The sequence below is a fragment of the Sphaerotilus microaerophilus genome, assembly GCF_023734135.1.
Classification (GTDB): Bacteria; Pseudomonadota; Gammaproteobacteria; order Burkholderiales; family Burkholderiaceae_C; genus Sphaerotilus; species Sphaerotilus microaerophilus.
The window spans coordinates 5173796-5189346 of record NZ_AP025730.1 but is presented as its reverse complement, the minus strand read 5'-3'; the positions used below and the strand labels follow the sequence as shown (position 1 = coordinate 5189346).

15 protein-coding genes are annotated in these 15551 nt (G+C 71.1%); 6 read left to right on the top strand and 9 right to left on the bottom strand.

All coding sequences use genetic code 11. From position 1 onward, the window contains the following. Positions 1 to 20 precede the first annotated feature (20 nt). The 4 genes from darH to NGK70_RS22245 are packed head-to-tail and all read right to left on the bottom strand — an operon-like array spanning position 21 to position 3498. On the bottom strand, positions 21 to 1004 hold the full coding sequence (gene darH, locus NGK70_RS22260; protein ID WP_251970643.1) for a BtrH-related acyltransferase DarH: 984 nt from the start codon (positions 1002 to 1004) through the stop codon (positions 21 to 23). Then, on the bottom strand, positions 1001 to 1426 hold the full coding sequence (locus NGK70_RS22255; protein WP_251970642.1) for a helix-turn-helix domain-containing protein: 426 nt from the start codon (positions 1424 to 1426) through the stop codon (positions 1001 to 1003). Before NGK70_RS22255 ends, darH begins: the two co-directional genes overlap by 4 nt. Beyond that, complete coding sequence (locus NGK70_RS22250) at positions 1416 to 2570, bottom strand: beta-ketoacyl-ACP synthase III (protein ID WP_251970641.1); 1155 nt, start codon at positions 2568 to 2570, stop codon at positions 1416 to 1418. The genes NGK70_RS22255 and NGK70_RS22250 overlap by 11 nt, the downstream gene beginning before the upstream one ends. Beyond that, entirely contained in the window at positions 2560 to 3498 is a 939-nt protein-coding gene (locus NGK70_RS22245; protein ID WP_251970640.1) for a dialkylrecorsinol condensing enzyme, read from the bottom strand. The genes NGK70_RS22250 and NGK70_RS22245 overlap by 11 nt, the downstream gene beginning before the upstream one ends. A gap of 245 nt (positions 3499 to 3743) precedes the next feature. On the opposite strand from NGK70_RS22245, the gene NGK70_RS22240 reads away from it, so the two are divergent. From NGK70_RS22240 to NGK70_RS22230, 3 genes are all read left to right on the top strand, one after another. Then, on the top strand, positions 3744 to 4484 hold the full coding sequence (locus NGK70_RS22240) for a phosphatase PAP2 family protein (protein WP_251970639.1): 741 nt from the start codon (positions 3744 to 3746) through the stop codon (positions 4482 to 4484). After that, complete coding sequence (locus tag NGK70_RS22235; protein WP_251970638.1) at positions 4466 to 4744, top strand: acyl carrier protein; 279 nt, start codon at positions 4466 to 4468, stop codon at positions 4742 to 4744. Before NGK70_RS22240 ends, NGK70_RS22235 begins: the two co-directional genes overlap by 19 nt. Before the next feature lie 65 nt (positions 4745 to 4809). Then, entirely contained in the window at positions 4810 to 6021 is a 1212-nt protein-coding gene (locus tag NGK70_RS22230) for a beta-ketoacyl-[acyl-carrier-protein] synthase family protein (protein ID WP_251970637.1), read from the top strand. Between the two features lie 21 nt (positions 6022 to 6042). Here the strand turns inward: NGK70_RS22230 and NGK70_RS22225 are convergent, their stop codons facing one another. The 4 genes from NGK70_RS22225 to NGK70_RS22210 form a co-directional block, all read right to left on the bottom strand. After that, complete coding sequence (locus NGK70_RS22225; protein WP_251970636.1) at positions 6043 to 6873, bottom strand: glycosyltransferase family 2 protein; 831 nt, start codon at positions 6871 to 6873, stop codon at positions 6043 to 6045. Between the two features lie 61 nt (positions 6874 to 6934). Continuing rightward, positions 6935 to 7729: a lysophospholipid acyltransferase family protein gene (locus NGK70_RS22220; RefSeq protein WP_251970635.1), complete on the bottom strand. Its 795-nt coding sequence runs from the start codon at positions 7727 to 7729 to the stop codon at positions 6935 to 6937. Between the two features lie 51 nt (positions 7730 to 7780). Further along, the gene (locus NGK70_RS22215; protein ID WP_251973870.1) at positions 7781 to 8770 is read right to left on the bottom strand and encodes a MipA/OmpV family protein; all 990 of its coding nucleotides are present in this window, start codon (positions 8768 to 8770) and stop codon (positions 7781 to 7783) included. Next, positions 8770 to 10101, bottom strand: a complete 1332-nt coding sequence (locus tag NGK70_RS22210) for an NAD(P)/FAD-dependent oxidoreductase (RefSeq protein ID WP_251970634.1) — start codon at positions 10099 to 10101, stop codon at positions 8770 to 8772. The genes NGK70_RS22215 and NGK70_RS22210 overlap by 1 nt, the downstream gene beginning before the upstream one ends. A gap of 205 nt (positions 10102 to 10306) precedes the next feature. On the opposite strand from NGK70_RS22210, the gene NGK70_RS22205 reads away from it, so the two are divergent. The 3 genes from NGK70_RS22205 (at position 10307) to NGK70_RS22195 (ending at position 13929) form a co-directional block, all read left to right on the top strand. Beyond that, positions 10307 to 11392: an IS630 family transposase gene (locus NGK70_RS22205; protein ID WP_428985603.1), complete on the top strand. Its 1086-nt coding sequence runs from the start codon at positions 10307 to 10309 to the stop codon at positions 11390 to 11392. Positions 11393 to 11617: 225 nt separating this feature from the next. Then, positions 11618 to 12361 carry a metallophosphoesterase family protein gene (locus NGK70_RS22200; RefSeq protein WP_251970633.1) on the top strand — a complete coding sequence of 248 codons (744 nt, stop codon included), beginning with the start codon at positions 11618 to 11620 and terminating at the stop codon, positions 12359 to 12361. 53 nt (positions 12362 to 12414) lie between these two features. After that, positions 12415 to 13929, top strand: coding sequence for a serine/threonine protein kinase (locus NGK70_RS22195; RefSeq protein WP_251970632.1), 1515 nt, complete (start codon positions 12415 to 12417; stop codon positions 13927 to 13929). Between the two features lie 74 nt (positions 13930 to 14003). On the opposite strand, the gene NGK70_RS22190 is transcribed toward NGK70_RS22195, so the two are convergent. After that, positions 14004 to 15368: a carboxylate--amine ligase gene (locus NGK70_RS22190; RefSeq protein ID WP_251970631.1), complete on the bottom strand. Its 1365-nt coding sequence runs from the start codon at positions 15366 to 15368 to the stop codon at positions 14004 to 14006. Between the last annotated feature and the right edge of the window lie 183 nt (positions 15369 to 15551).

The window sequence follows — 15551 nt, the reverse complement described above, 5'->3', positions numbered from 1 at the left end:
CAGTCGTCAGTCGTCAGGCGTCAGGCGGCGACCCGGCGCAGCTGGCGGAAGAACTGCGTCTCGCGCTCGGCGATGTCGTTGAGCAGACCGGCCAGCGTGCCGGGCACGAAGGGCTCGCGCGCGCGGATCATGCGCGCCGCGCGCAGCGCGAACATCCGCCAGGCGTCGCCGATCTCCAGCAGCGTGTCGGCCTGCGCGGCCAGGGCCGGGCGCTCGGCCGCCTCGGCCGCCTCCTGCAGGAAGGCGGCGTAGAGGAAGCGGAAGCCGCCGCCGCCGGTGCCGATCTCCTCCTGCATGCGCACCACGTGGCCGACCCACTCGCGGCTGTGCTCGGCGGCGGGGTCCAGCCGGGCGATGCGGCGCGCCAGCATGCGCATGCCGCGCACGCCCACGAGCGGGAAGGGCGCCAGCATGGTGCGGCAGGTGCGCGCGATCGCCCTGCGCCAGTGCGCCGGCGCCGGGCGGGGGTGCTGCAGGGATTCCAGCGTGTAGATCAACCCCTTGGGCGCGAGCACGCCCTTGGCGAAGCGTGCGCGCGTCATGTCCGCCCGGGCGCAGCGCACCGTCTCTTCGCCCACCGGGTCGCTGACCAGGTAGTCCTCGCCCTCCCGGCCGTAGATCACCAGGTTGTGCGCATTGAAGTGGAAGCGCATGTCCGGCGGGAAGTAGGGCAGCCAGTACACCGAGGTCTGCGCTCCGGCCACCTGGCCCGCGGCGAGCAGGGCGTCCAGCCGGTCCTGCCCGGCCTCGGGGTTCGAGAAGGTCTCGAAGCGCAGGCGCAGGCCGAAGGGCCGGCGCAGGCCCTTGATGATCGCCTTGGGCGGCATGCGGTAGGCGATCAGCGGGAAGCCGTTGATCTTCACGAACGGCAGGTAGGCGAAGCTCAGGGCCGAGGCCAGGCCGAAGGCGGCTGCTTCGCTGATGGGGGCGCCGTGGTGGCTGAGCAGGTTGGCCATCACCCCGCTCTCGCAGTGGGCGGCGTGGCGGTGTGCGAAGGCGGTCATGTCGATCCCCCGGGGCCAGGCGCCGCGCCCGGGCAGCTCAGCAGCGTCTCGACCGGCAGCCCCAGCGCGCGGGCATAGCGCTCCAGGGCGCGCCGATCAAGGCGGGCGAAGCGCCGGGCGTCGAGGTGGCGGCGCACCTGCCACTGCCACAGGCCGGTGCCCTGGGCCAGCAGCGCCACGTCCATGCGGCGCTCGTACATCCAATAGGCGAGCGTGGAGCCCTGGCCGGCCTGCGCGGCGCGGCGGGCCTCCTCGGCCTGGCGGCGCAGCGCGTCGGCGGCCTGGGTGGTGACGATCTCCTCCACTTCCCAGCCGGTGGAGGGCACCACCTGGATGCGTCCCTGCGCGTCGCGGGCATAGACCGCCTTGCGGTAGCCGCCCAGCGTGGCGTTGTGGTCCTGCGGGACGTCGTCAAGCTCCATCGGGGCCTCCGCGCACCGCGGTGAGGTGGATGAAGCCGCTGGAGAAGCGCCCGCTCTCGGGCACGAACAGCAGCAGGCGCTGGCCGGGCTCGATGCGCCCGCTGCGCCACAGCTCGTCGAGCATGATGAAGGGCGAGGCCGAGCCGGTGTTGCCGCGCTCGGTCAGGTTGGTGAACCAGCGCTCGCGCGGGATCGGCAGCCCGGCGGTGGCGATGCCCCGCTCGACCACGGGGGCGAAGTACATCGACGACATGTGGGGCAGGAACCAGTCGATCGCCTCGGCGCGCAGGCCCCGCCGGCGCACGCTGCGCCCCAGCGGGTCGCTCAGCGAGGCACGGCCGATGTTTTCGTTGAGCAGGCGCACGTCCTGCCGCACCGAGAAGATCGATTCCGCCAGCCACTCCTGTGGCGAGAGGAAGGACCAGGGCGTCAGGCTGCCGTCGGCGTTGCGGCGGGCCCCGCCGTACATGCAGGCCGGCAGCTCGTTGGCGGCCGAGGACAGGTCGATCCAGTCCACCCGCAGCGACAGCGCGGTGGTCGGCTCCGGCTCCAGCAGCACCGCGCCGGCACCGTCGGAGAGCATCCAGCGCAGGAAGTCCTTCTCGAAGGCCAGCTCCGGCTTGGCCTCCAGGTCCTGCAGCTGCTGGTCCAGCTCCGGCTGGTAGTGGCTGGCCAGCAGGTTGGGCGAGATCAGTTCGGTGGCGCAGCTCACGGCGCGCTGGGCCTCGCCGCAGCGCACCGCCATCCAGGCGTGCTTGAGTGCGGCCGTGCCGGCCACGCAGATGCCTGCCAGTGCCACCACCTCCAGCGCCGGCCAGCCCAGCTCGCCATGCAGCATCACGCCCTGGTTGGGGCCGAGCTGGTCGGGCGTGGAGCTGCCCACGGCCAGGCAGTCCACCCGGCCGAGGTCGCCCAGCGCACGCACCGCGGCGGCAGCCAGCTGGGTGTTGGTGTGCGTCGGCCGGCCAGTGGCGCGGTCGATGGCGTAGTGGCGGCGCCGGATGCCGTTGCTGCGCAGCACCATCGCACGGGCCCGCGAGGGCCGCGGTCCCACCTGCCCCAGGACGGCCTCAATGGCGTCGTTTTCCACCGGCTCGCCTGGCAGGCAGACGCCCGAGCGGGTGATGTAGACCTCACGATTCATACTGCGCGATGCGTTCGGTGCCCGAGCCCGACGGGGCTTCGAAGGCGGTTTTGAGCCGTTCCAGGCGGGTGTTCAACCAGGGGCGAAGCAGGAACTGCACCACGGCACTCAGTGGCACCACCGTCAGGATCAGCGCCACCAGGAAGACGACGTAGAGCGCCACCACCGGCTGGCGCGCCAGCGCTCCAGGTGGCCCGAGCCGGCGGATCAGCCGGCCCCAGATGAAGAAGCTGCGCGTGCCGGCCCGCTCGGAGGACAGCAGGGTCGGGTCGGCCGTGGCCGCGCCCAGGCCGGCGAGCAGCGGCACCGTGCCGCGCTCGGCGTCGCGCTTGAGCGCATCGCGCAGCGCCAGGCCGAAGCGGCGCGCCGCGCGGATGTCTGCCTCGGGCACACCGGCCGGCGGCAGGCCGAACCAGCCCGTGCGCCGCCCGGTGAACATCCACAGCGGCGTGGTGATGAAGGTGGCGGCCAGCGGGCCCCGGTCGGTCAGCGCGACATGGTCGATCAGCCGTGCACCCACGTCGGCCAGCAGTCCCTTCATCTTCTCCTGCGCCATCAGCCACATGTTGCGGCACACCACCACCGTGACCACCGGCCGACCGGCCAGCAGCTGGCGGGCCAGGGGCAGGCGCAGCAGCGAGGTGACGGGCAGCGAGGGGGCCAGGAACCAGACCTGATAGGGCAGGATGACGAGGTCGAAGGCCTCGTCGCCGCGCAGGCCCAGCGGCGCCAGTGGCTGCGGCTGCATCAGCGCGGCCTCGGGGAAGGTGTCGAAAAAGCGCAACACCCCCCAGGGGAAGGGGTAGGCCGGCCGGGGCTGCAGCGGCTCGACGTGCACCTCGATGTCACCCGATTCGCGCAGGGGCGCCAGGATCTGCTCGACCACCGCGCCCAGCTGGCCGCTCTGGCTGTACAGCGGCACTAGCACCCGCTTGCGCGTGGGGGTCGTTGGGTGCGCATGCGCGCCTGCCTGCACGGTCCTGCCCTTCCTCTGTATTCGATTGATGCGGTCTCCACCTGGGTCGGCGAGCAGACCAATTCCCCCTGCGAGTGGGAATGCTCATTTTAGGGACTTCATCGAGCGCTTCCGCCCAGGCGCAGCGCGGGGTTGCGGATGGACTAACATTTCAGCCCCGATGTCGGTTGCGCCGGTCGTCGAGGCCCACGACCGCCATGAATCACCCGTCGCCCCCAGGGATCCTGTCCGAGGTGCTGCGCCGCTCGCGCCGCCTGTTCTGGCTCAAGCTGCCGGGCATCAGCGTCTTCATCTGGCTGTTCTTCGAGGCCTACTTCTTCCTGCTGCGCAACCCGGCCCAGCCGGTGCTGGTGATGCCGCAGCTGGCGATCGACCGCTGGCTGCCCTTCCAGCCGTCTGCACTCTGGCCCTACCTGTCGCTGTGGCTGTACGTGGGCTTTGCGCCGGGCCTGATGGGGGGGCTGCGCGCGCTGCTGTCCTACGGCATCTGGGTGTTCGCCCTGTGCCTGGGGGGGCTGGCCTGCTTCTACCTGCTGCCCACCGCCGCGCCCCTCTACACCGGGCCCGGTACCGACAGCGCGCTGTATGCTGTGCTGCGGGGGTTGGATGCCGCTGGCAACGCCTGCCCGTCGATGCACGTGGCAGCGGCCTGCTACTCCGGCGTCTGGCTGGACCGCATCTGGCGCGCGGTGGGGGCGCCCCTGGCGCCGCGGCTGGTGACGGCGCTCTGGGGTCTGTTGATCGTGTACTCGACGCTGGCGGTCAAGCAGCATGTGCTGCTGGACGTGCTGGCGGGTGGGTTGTGGGGTGTGGGCTGGGCGTGGGCGGCGATGCGCTGGAGCAGTGCAGGCTGGGACACCGAGCCGCGGCACGCAGTGCGGCCGTCGAGCCGTAGGCCCCGCCCCGGTGGTTTTGTTGCATGGATGTCATCGAGATGAGCTGTCTGAAGGAACTGCAGAAACTGATCCAGGAGAAGTACGACGTCGAGCCTGACAAGTTGGACGTCAATGGCTCGATGCGGGCCGCCGGCCTGGACTCGCTGACCATGGTCGAATTCCTGTTCGCCGTCGAGGATCACTACGGCATCTCGCTGCCTGACGTGCCGCCCGAGATGGACACCCTGGCCGAGCTGGCCGCGGTGGTGGACGGCGTGCTGGCGGCCAAGTCGGCCGGCTCGGCAGCGGCGGCAGCTTCTTGACCCAGGGCCGGGCTGCGGGTGCCGGCACGGTGCCGGCAGGCCCCAGCAAAGGATTGAAGATGCCGATGCAAGACCTCCCGAAGGTGGTGGTGACCGGGCTGGGCCTGATGTCGCCCCACGGCGACGACCCCCAGGCGGTGTTCGAGGCCGTGATGGCCGGGCGCTCCGCGGTGCGCCCCGTGTTCCCCGAACTGCCCAAGGCGGCCGCGGCGGCCGTGGTGGACTTCGACGAGAGTCGCTGGTTCACCAAGCTGCAGCTGGCCGGGCTGGACCGCGTCAGCCGCCTCGCGGTGGCCGCAGCTGATCTGGCGCTGAAGGACGCGGCGGTGCTCGACGGCCTGGACCCCGACCAGATCGGCGTGTACGCCGGCTGCGGCATGGGCGGCGGCGGCTCGCTGGAGCTGGCCTACCGTGGCAACGGCCGGGTGCCGCCGCTGACGATCCCCGCCTTCATGCCCAACGCCCCGGCCGCGCACATCGCGATGCGCTGGAAGCTCACGGGCCCGGTGCTGACCTACTCGGTGGCCTGCGCTTCCTCGGCGGTGGCGCTGATGGAGGCGGCCAAGGCGGTGCAGCGCGGCGAGGTCGAGGTGGCGCTGACCGGTGGCAGCGAGGCGCTCGTCTTCCCCGGCATCACGATGGCCTGGCAGGCGATGCAGACGCTGGCCAACGTGTCAGCGCAGGACCCGGCCAGCGCCTGCCGGCCCTTTGCCAGCGACCGCAGCGGCTTCGTGATCGGCGAGGGCGCGGCCTTTCTGGTGCTGGAGACCGAGGCGCGGGCCCGCGCGCGTGGCGCGACGATCTATGCGGAGCTGTCCGGCTGGGGCACCAGCTGCGACGCCAGCCACCTGAGCAAGCCCGACGCCGCCGGCCAGGCCAAGGCGCTGCGCGCCGCGCTGCGCCAGGCGAGGGTCACGCCCGCCGAGGTGGGCTACTGCAACGCCCACGGCACGGCCACCCGGGTGGGTGACGTGGTCGAGGCGCAGGCGCTGGCGCAGGTGTGGGGCGATGCCCTCGCCGGGCTGCGCGTGAGCTCCACCAAGGCGCTGCACGGCCACCTCATCGGTGCGGCCGGCGCCCTGGAGGCGATCCTGACCGTGCTGGCCCTGCAGCAGCGGCGCCTGCCGCCCAACATGCACTGCATGCTGCCCGATCCGGAGTGCCCGCTGGCGCTGGTGCTGGCGCCCGAGCAGGCGGCGCCGGACCTGGAGGTGGCGCTCAGCAGCTCGTTCGCCTTCGGCGGCAGCAACGTCGCGCTGGTGTTCCGGCGGGTGTGAGCGGCGGCGGCGTCGGCCCGCTCAGGACCGGCCCTGGCGGTACTGGAAGGGTGGCTGGTTCATCAATCGGCGCGCCAGCAGCGCCGGCAGGCGCAGCAGGAATTCCAGCACCAGCCGGGTGTGCATCCAGGTCAGCAGGGCGTTGTCGCGCAGGTAGTTGAAGTGCGAGACGCCGCCCTCTTCGGCGCTGAGGTACTTGACCGGGGCGGGCAGGTTGACCGGCGCGATGCCCATCCAGGCCAGGCGCACGACCGCCTCGGTGTCGAAGTCGAAGCGGCGCATCCAGGGCTGCTGCTGCATCACCGCCATCAGCTCGGCGATCGGGTAGACGCGAAAGCCGTAGAGCGAATCGGCGATGCCCGCGCCGAGCGTCTCCAGGTTGGTCCAGGCGTTCGAGACGCGCCGCCCGCGCACGCGCAGCAGCGGCGCCGAGGCGTCGAACACCGGCTGGCCCAGCACCATCGCGTCGATGTGTGTGAGCGACGTTTCCATGAAGTGGCGGATCAGCGCGGCGGGGTGTTGGCCGTCGGAGTCCATCGTCAGCGCGTGGGTGTAGCCCTGCGCACGGGCCGCCTCCAGCGCGGCGAACACGGCGGCACCCTTGCCGCGGTTCTCGGGCAGCACGATCAGGTGCAGCTGTGGATCCTCGGCGGCCATCTGGCGCAGCCCGTCGGCGGTGCCGTCGGTCGAGCCGTCCACCACCACCCACACCGGGGCCCACCCGGCGCGGGCGGCGCGCACCGTCTCGTAGACCTTCGGGCCGGTGTTGTAGCTGGGGATGATGACGGCGTGCGTGGCCGAGCGCGGCCGGGCGCCGTTGGCGGTTTCGTTGACGGGGAGGGCAGCGTTCAAGGCGGTCGGCTCCGGGCGATGGGGTGGGCTCGGCAGGGCAAGCTGGAGATGGAGAAGGGCGTCAGCGCGGCGCGCCGGCCGCCAGTTCGTGGCGGAAGTAGTCTTCGAGCCGTTGCAGCAGGGCGTCGTGGTGGGGGTCGGGCTCGAAGCGCTGGCCCAGGCGCAGCCGGAACACGATCGGGATCGGTGCCAGCCGCCAGATCGGCCAGCCCTTGCCGAGGTAGGGCGAGTCGGTCTCGATGATGACGGTCTGGATCGGCGCCTGCGCCTTCAGCGCGATCAGCGTGATGCCGGGGCGGAAGGGGTTGAGCCCCCGCGGCCCGGCGGCCGGCTCGGTGCGCGTGCCCTCGGGGAAGAGCACCAGGTGGCCGCCGCCACGCAGGCTCTCCACCGCAGCGCGGATCATCTGGCGGGGCGAGTCATTGGCGATGTAGCGCGCCAGCCGGGCACCGGCGCCCAGGAAGATGTTGTCCACCAGCGAGGCCTTCATGATGCACACGGTGCGCGGCAGGCGTGCGCCGATCAGCAGGGCATCGGCCATGCTCGGGTGGTTGGCCGCGATGATGAGGCCCTGTGGGTCGGCGTTGAGGGCGTCCAGCGCCTTGGCGTCGATGCGCATCAACCCGGAGGCCTGGGCGCAGGCCCAGAACAGTCGGTAGCCATAGGCGATGCCGGCGCGCCCCACGGCGGCACCGCGGGTGTCCGACAGCAGCGGCAGCAGCACGAAGGCCGCCAGGTTGTAGACCAGCGAGATCACGCCCAGCCACAGCAGCAGCACGAACATCCACGGGGTCAGCAGCAGGCGCTGCCACAACGGAGCGCTGCGGCGGGCCGGCACGGGTGGGTGGGTAGACACGGAGGGCGGCAAGGTTCGGGGGGTGGGACTGGGTCCAGTCGGGATGCGCGGCTAGTCGGCCGTGCGCACGGTCTGCGTGGAGGAGGCAAAGATCCAGGCCAGCGCCAGCCCGCCGCTCCAGCTGGCGCGGCGCTCGACCAGCGGGCTGTCGGCGACCACGGCGCCGTGCAGGTCGTCGTGGCGCAGGTAGCCGCCAAACCACCAGGCCCCCTGGCGGCGCGACAGCGATGCCAGGGCCTTCCAGCCGGCGTAGCCGGCGCGGGCCGCATGGGCCGGCCTGGTACCGGTGGCCTCGGCAGGGTCGACCGCGTAGAAGTGGCGGTGGTAGCGGCCACTGCCGAACATCGGCCCGGCCTGCGCACCGATGTTCCAGCCGGCCTGGTCGACCAGGTCGAGGTTGAGTACCGGCTCGAACACCGCGCCGATCGAGCGTGGCGAGCGCTGCACGGTGAACACCGCGCGCAGCGGCAGGCGCAGGTCGAGCTTGTGCCGCGCCGCGCCGCCGCCCCACAGCGTGAGGTTCACGTTGGGGCCGATCTCCACGGTGGCCGGCAGGTCCGCCATGCCGGCGCGCAGCGGGTTGTCGTCGCTGGCCGCGGGCGCGCTGCCGCCCAGGCTCACGTCGACTTCGGCCACGCGGGTGTCCAGCAGCACGGCGCGGGCGCCTTCGCGGTCGGCGCGCAGCCAGCGGCCGCGGTAGATCAGGTAGGGCAGCGGCAGCCACAGCGTGCGCCGGTGGGCCGAGCCGCGGTAGTCGGCCAGGTTCAGGCCAGCCAGGCCCAGCCCGGCTTCCCAGAGCGGGCGCTCGCGCAGGCCGTCCTCGGGGTAGTGGGCTGCGGCGGGCAGGGCGTTCGGCGAGGTCGCTGGTGAGGCCGCTGCCGAGGCGCCTGACGGCCGGGCCGGTGAATCCGCGGCCACGGGGGCGACATCGCCCGCCTGGGCAAACACCGCAGCGGACGCGGCCGCCAGCCACAAGCCGAGCCCGACCCGCCCCGCCGCCCGCCGGCCTGCCTTGGCCAGGCGCGGCACATGCGTCCGCATCACGCGCCGCTCGCCTCGACGTCGCGGATGTTCACCTGGCGCTGCCGCCAGGCGCGCCAGGTGCGCCCGAGGTTCTGCAGCGAGACGAGGTAGTAGAGCCCCTTGAGGATGCGCAGCGGTCGCCACAGCGGCGTGCTGCCGTAGATGTCACCGGCCAGCAGCGACAGCAGGGCCTCCTTGACGCGGAAGGGGTTGGCCGGCGCCATGAAGAACTCGCGCATCGTCGGGTTGGTGACGCGGAAGATGAACCAGCTGAACTCGCGCGGTCCGAAGGCCATCTTCTGCTCGAAGGTGCGGCGCGCGGCGGCGGCCTCGCGCGGGCGGTCCAGCGTGGCCTCGATCAGTGGCACGGCCGCGAAGGCGCTCTGCATCGCCAGCAGCACCCCGGACGAGAACACCGGGTCGATGAAAGCGTAGGCGTCGCCCAGCAGCGCCCAGCGCTCGCCGGTACAGGCGTTGGCGGTGTAGCTGTAGTTGCCGGTGGCGTGCACCTGGTCGTCGACCAGCTCGGCCTCGGCAAGGCGCTCGGCCAGGGCCGGGCACATCGCGATGGTGTCGAAGAAGAACTGCTTGAGCGAGCGCTGCTGGCGCGTCTTCAGGAAATAGGGCCAGCACACCGCGCCGATGCTGGTGCTGCCGTCGGCCAGCGGGATGAACCAGAACCAGCCATGCTCGAACCAGAGGATGGTGATGTTGCCTTCCTTCTTGCCCTCCAGCCGGCGTGCGTTGCGGAAGTGGCCGAACACCGCCGCGCTGGCGTGCTTGGGGTGGCGCGTCTTGGTGCGGAACTGGCTGGCCAGCAGCGTGTCACGCCCCGAGGCGTCGATCAGGTAGCGGCAGCGCCACGTCTGCGCGCCGCCGTCCTCGCCCGTGACCTGGGCGGTGGCGCCCTCGGCGTCGAAGTCCACCCGTTTGACCTGGTGACCCTCCAGGGCCCGGGCGCCGGCCTTGGCGGCATTGCGGAACAGGATCTCGTCCAGCTCGGAGCGGCGCACCTGCCAGGCGTAGGGCATGGACTTGTCCAGCGCGTCACCGAACTCGACGTAGCTGCGCTCGGTGTGCTGCGGGGAGACGAACTCGACCCCCCACTTGGGCATGCCGATGGCCTCCACCTCGGCGCGCACACCGAGCTCGTCGAACAACGACACGTTGGCCGGCAGCAGCGACTCGCCGATGTGGAAGCGCGGGTGGTGCTCCTTCTCCAGCATCGCCACGTCGCGGCCCTGGCGGGCCAGCAGCGTGGCCAGCGTGGCACCGGCCGGGCCGCCGCCGACGATCAGGACCTCGCATTGATGGGTCGGAGCAGTGCCGGGAGCGGGGTGGTTTGACATGGCGGGGGTCGGGCGACGGTCACCGATCGGGGTGACGGGCAGGGGAGGCATACCGGCAGCCCGCCGCCGAGCGGACGCTGCGCGCCCCCTCCCGGCGATGTCTGTACCAGCAGCGCGAATTCTAGTGTAGTGTTTGATTGTTGAAGCAACTTAATTGAACAACACGACTCCAATGGTCTACTACGGACAGAGTTGGAGCCAGGAAGTGCGAGTTGCCCCTGCGATCGAGTTGAGTCAAGAGGAGGAGGCTGAGTTGATCCGGCTGGCGCATTCGAAGGCGACCAGCGTTCGACTGGCCGAGCGTGCGCGCATTGTTTTGCTGGCCGCGCAAGGCCTGCAGAACCTGCAGATCGCCCAGGAGCTGGGCATCGACCGGATCACGGCGGGTCGCTGGCGCCAGCGCTACATCAAGTCCGGACTGGCGGGCATCGAGCGGGACCTGCCGCGCGGGGCACCGCCGGTCAAGGTGGACGTGGCCAAGCTGGTGGAGCTGACCACGCAAAGCCAGCCCGAGGCCGCCACGCACTGGAGCACGCGCAAGATGGCTGCGGTGCTGCAGGTCAGCCCCAGCACGGTGATGCGTCACTGGCAGGCCAATGGGCTCAAGCCGCACCTGGTGCGTGGCTTCAAGGTCTCGCGCGACCCGAAGTTCGTCGAGAAGCTCGAAGACATCGTGGGGCTGTACATGTCCCCGCCCGAGCACGCCCTGGTGCTGTGCTGCGACGAGAAGAGCCAGGTGCAGGCACTGGACCGCACGCAGCCGGGCCTGCCGATGAAGAAGGGTCGTGCGCAGACGATGACGCACGACTACAAGCGCCACGGCACGACCACGCTGTTCGCTGCGCTCAACGTGCTTGACGGCACGGTCATTGGCCAGTGCCAGCAGCGGCACACGCACGCCGAGTGGTTGAAGTTCCTGCGCCAGATCGACCGCGAGACGCCCAAGGGCAAGACCCTGCACCTGATTGCCGACAACTATGCCACCCACAAGCACGCGGCGGTGCAGGCGTGGCTGGCCAAGCACCCCAGGTTCCACATGCACTTCACGCCGACCTCGGCGTCTTGGCTGAACATGGTGGAGCGCTTCTTCCGCGACATCACCACCGAACGCCTGCGGCGCGGCGTGTTTACCAGCGTGGGCGAGCTGGAGGCGGCGATCAAGGCGTACGTCGCGCATCACAACACCAGTCCCAAGCCGTTCATCTGGACCAAGAGCGCTCGCGACATCTTGCAGAAGGTCATTCGCGCCAACTCCCGGTTAAGTGGGAAACAGAATGGAACACTGCACTAGCCAGCGTCGGGCCTGCCTTCGGGGGCCGCGCGGGCGACGGCAGCAGCGCTCGGCGCAAGGGGGAAACGCTTGCGCTGTGTCAAGGGTGCCGTATCGATGGGCGCCGCCGTGATGCCCGGGCTTGCCTGCTTGCGGGGCCGACAGGTGGCCGTCAGACTGCCGATGCAGGCTGGTCCGGATAGGGTACGGTTGCCGGCCCGCCCAGACACCGAGGAGACACGTCGCATGAAACTGGCCCTGATCACCGACATCCACGCCAACCGCGAGGCCTTCGAGGCCTGCCTGGAGCAGGCCCACCTGCACCGGGCCGACCGCATTGCGCTGCTGGGGGACTTCGTCGGCTACGGTGCCGATCCGGCCTGGGTGGTCGAGCAGGTGCGTGACCTGGTTTCGCAGGGCGCCATCGCCGTCAAGGGCAACCACGACGAGGCGGTCGTGCAGGGCCCCAGCCCGCACCTGATCGAGGACGCGCGCCGCGTCATTGCCTGGACGCGCGACCAGCTCGACGAGGAGCAGCTCGACTTCCTCGGCGCGCTGCCTTACTCCCGCGAGGAGGGCACCTGCCTGTTCGTGCACGCCAACGCCTTCGCGCCCAGCGAGTGGGAGTACGTGCTCGGGCGCAACGAGGCGGTGCGCAGCATGCATGCCACGCACTGCCGGCACACCTTCGTCGGCCATGTGCACCAGCCCACGCTGTACCACCTGTCCAGCACCGGCAAGATCGCCGACTTCACCCCGGTGCCCGGCGTGGCCGTGCCGGTGCCGGCGCACCGCCAGTGGCTGGCGATTCCCGGTGCCTGCGGCCAGCCGCGCGATGGCAACCCGGCGGCCTGCTGGGCGATGTTCGACACCGCGCACCACACGCTGACCTTCCACCGGGTGCCCTACGACCACGAGGCCACCGCCGCCAAGATCATCGCCGCCGGCCTGCCGCGTGCGCTGGGCGACCGCCTGCATGTGGGCACCTGAGTCCCGGGTCCACCCGCCTCCCGCACTTCCGTCCGGCCCCTGCCTGCGTCGTCATGAGCGAATCGCCTCCCTTCCCCCCGTCCGCGCCGACCGCCGTGCTCCCGCCTGGCACCAACGGCCTGGTGCTGCCCCCGCTCGAAGCCGGCCAGGTGCTCGATGGCTTCCGGCTGGAGGAGCGCCTGCACCAGGGTGGCATGGCCTACCTCTGGCGTGTCACGCACCCCGACCACCAGGCCCTGCCGCTGCTGATGAAGGTGCCTCGCATCAAGGGCGGGGAGGACCCGGCCACCATCGTCGGCTTCGAGGTCGAGATGATGCTGCTGCCCATGCTCAAGGGCCAGCACGTGCCGCGCTTCGTCGCCAAGGGCGACTTCACCACGCGGCCCTACATCGTGATGGAGCACATCCCCGGCGACTCGCTGCGCCCGCGGCTGGACGCCGCGCCGCTGCCGGCCGAGGAGGTGGCGCTGATCGGCGCGCGGGTGGCCACCGCGCTGCACGACCTGCACCGCCAGCACGTCATCCACCTCGACATCAAGCCCAGCAACATCCTCTTCCGACCGGCCACCGACGGATCCCCGCTCGGTGCGGCGGTGCTGGTCGACTTCGGCCTGTCGCGTCACGACCACCTGCCCGACCTGCTCGACGAGGAGTTCAACCTGCCGATGGGCACCGGCCCGTACATGTCACCCGAGCAGGTGCAATTCGTTCGCAACGAACCCCGCAGCGACCTGTTTGCGCTGGGGGTGATGCTCTATCACCTCACCACTGGTCACCGCCCCTTCGGCGCCCCTACCAGCGTGCGCGGGCTGCGCGAACGGCTTTACAAGGAGCCCGTGCCGCCGCGCCTGCACCGGCCCGACTGCCCGCCCTGGCTGCAGGAAATCATCCTGCGCTGCCTGGAGGTGGACGCCACCAAGCGCCACCCCAGCGCTGCGCACCTGGCGCAGGACCTGCTCAATCCGCAGCAGGTCAAGCTCACTGCGCGGGCCGAGAAGGCCGCCCAGGCGGGCGGCTTCCAGACCCTCAAGCGCTGGTTCAAGGCCATGGGCAACGAGCCCAGCGAACGCGGCAGCGCGGGCGAGCAGCTCAAGCGTGCGCCCATCATCATGGCGGCGGTGGACGTGCAGGGCGCCACCGGCGCGCTGCTCGACCTGGTGCGCGACACGGTGCAGCGCATCCTGTCCACCGAGCCCGGCGCCCGGCTGGCCTGCGTCAGCGTGATGAAGACCGCGCGCATCGGCATGGACGAGCTCACCGACAAGCAGGGCAACAGCGTGCACGTCAAGCAGCTCGTCGGCCTGAAGCACTGGGCCCGGCCGATCTCGCAGGCACTCGGGCTGGAGGACAACCGCCTGACCTTCCACGTGCTGGAGGCGCCCGACGCCGCCACGGCCATCGTCGAGTTTGCGCAGAAGACCCAGGTCGACCACATCATCATGGGCGCGCGTGGCAACTCGGCGCTGCGGCGCTATCTGGGCAGTGTCTCCTCTCAGGTGGTGGCGCAGGCGGACTGCACCGTCACCGTGGTGCGTGTGCCCAGCGAGCTGGCCGGGGCAAGCGAGTGAGGCCACCCGGGCGATAGATCGCAGCGGGAGCGTGCCTGCCTTGCCCGGGGCATGCCGGGCCGGGGAGGGGGCCGTCAGGCGGCGTAGGCCAACGCGTCGAGCTGGCGCAGGGTGGCGGGGGAAAGGGGCTGGGGCGCGTCGCTGCCCGTCAGCCAGTCCTCGTGCCGCTGCCGGCTGAGCCGGCCATGCAGCCAGCCGGTCAATTCGGCCACGGCAGGCATCGGGTCGCCCCACTGGCACAGCTGGTAGACCACGCCCGGCCCGAGCACATGGCGCAGGTAGCGTGGCCAGGGCCAGAGGCCGTCGCGCCGGTAGATGCGGGCGGCAAGCAGGTCGTCCACCTCGTTGACGTAGCGCAGCCCGATGCGCCGTTGCGGGCGCGGCAGGGCCGGCAGGCCGCAGGCGTCGCGCCAGGTGATCCACGGCAGGTTGACCCCGGCGCGGGTGCTCAGCATGTGGGCCTGGCTGATGCGGGGGTTGATCTCCAGCAGCTTGAACTCGCCGGTCAGCGCATGGCGCTTGAAGTCCATGTTGGCGATGCCGCTGCGAAAGCCGATGCGCTGCAGGGCATCCAGCCCGAGGGCCTCCAGGGTGGGTTCGTCGACGCTCTCCATGCAGCAGCCGCCGCCGGCATAGGGCGGGTAGACGCGCCAGTTGCGCGTCACCGAAGTGGCCAGGATGCGGCCGGCGGCATCAACGCAGGCGTGCACGCCGTAGTGCTCCTCGTCGCCACCGGGCACGTACTCCTGCAGCAGCGTCTGGGCCCAGGAGCGCGGCGGCAGGCTGCGGGCCAGGTGGTCGAGGGCCGCCACGTCGTCCAGCCGCACCGCTTTGGCCGAGCGCACCTCCTGCGGCACGGCGTCGGCCTGCCAGGCCAGGGGGCAGGCCGGCTTGGCCATCAGCGGGAAGGTGAGGGTGGCGGCGCGCTCGCGCCAGTCGCGCCTGGGCTGGCCCGCGTCGTCCTCGCCGACCGCCAGGCTGCGCGGCACCAGCAGGCCGCAGCGCTCGGCCAGGCCTTCGAAGGCGGCCTTGTCGTTGAGCGTGTGCGTCAGCTCCGCAGCGGGCAGGGTGCTCACCGCGACGTCGTCGAGCTGGCCGTGCAGCGCAAGCAGCGCGACCAGGTCCGGATCGGCGGAGGGGAAGACGATCGGTGCCACCCCCAGGCGGCCTCGGACGGTCTTCAGCACGCCCAGCAACAGCGCCGGATCACGCGTGAACCCGGGTACGTGCAGGAAGGCCCGGCAATGGCGCGAACGCGAGGAGGGCGGCGTGGCGTACTCGCTGAGCACGATGACCGGCACCCCCCGCTCGCCGAGCGAGCGCGTCAGGCTCAGGTCACCCTCGGGCGCACCGAGGCAGGACAGCACCAGCGCGGGACGAATCCCGATCGAGCGCGCCCTACCGGACGTTGCGCCTGTCACGCCAACCGCCTGCTTCATCTCACCGTGCTCCACCCGCTCATCGTTGCCAAAGGTTCGCCATGTCAGGCGATACCAGAAGGCATTTTGCGAGGGCAGCGACGGCCCCAAAATGAATCAGGTGAAATATTTCACATCCGGCGGCAGGATCTGTTGCGCTGGCCGGCGACTGTCGCTCACAAGCCCCGGGAGACCCGGGGTGCC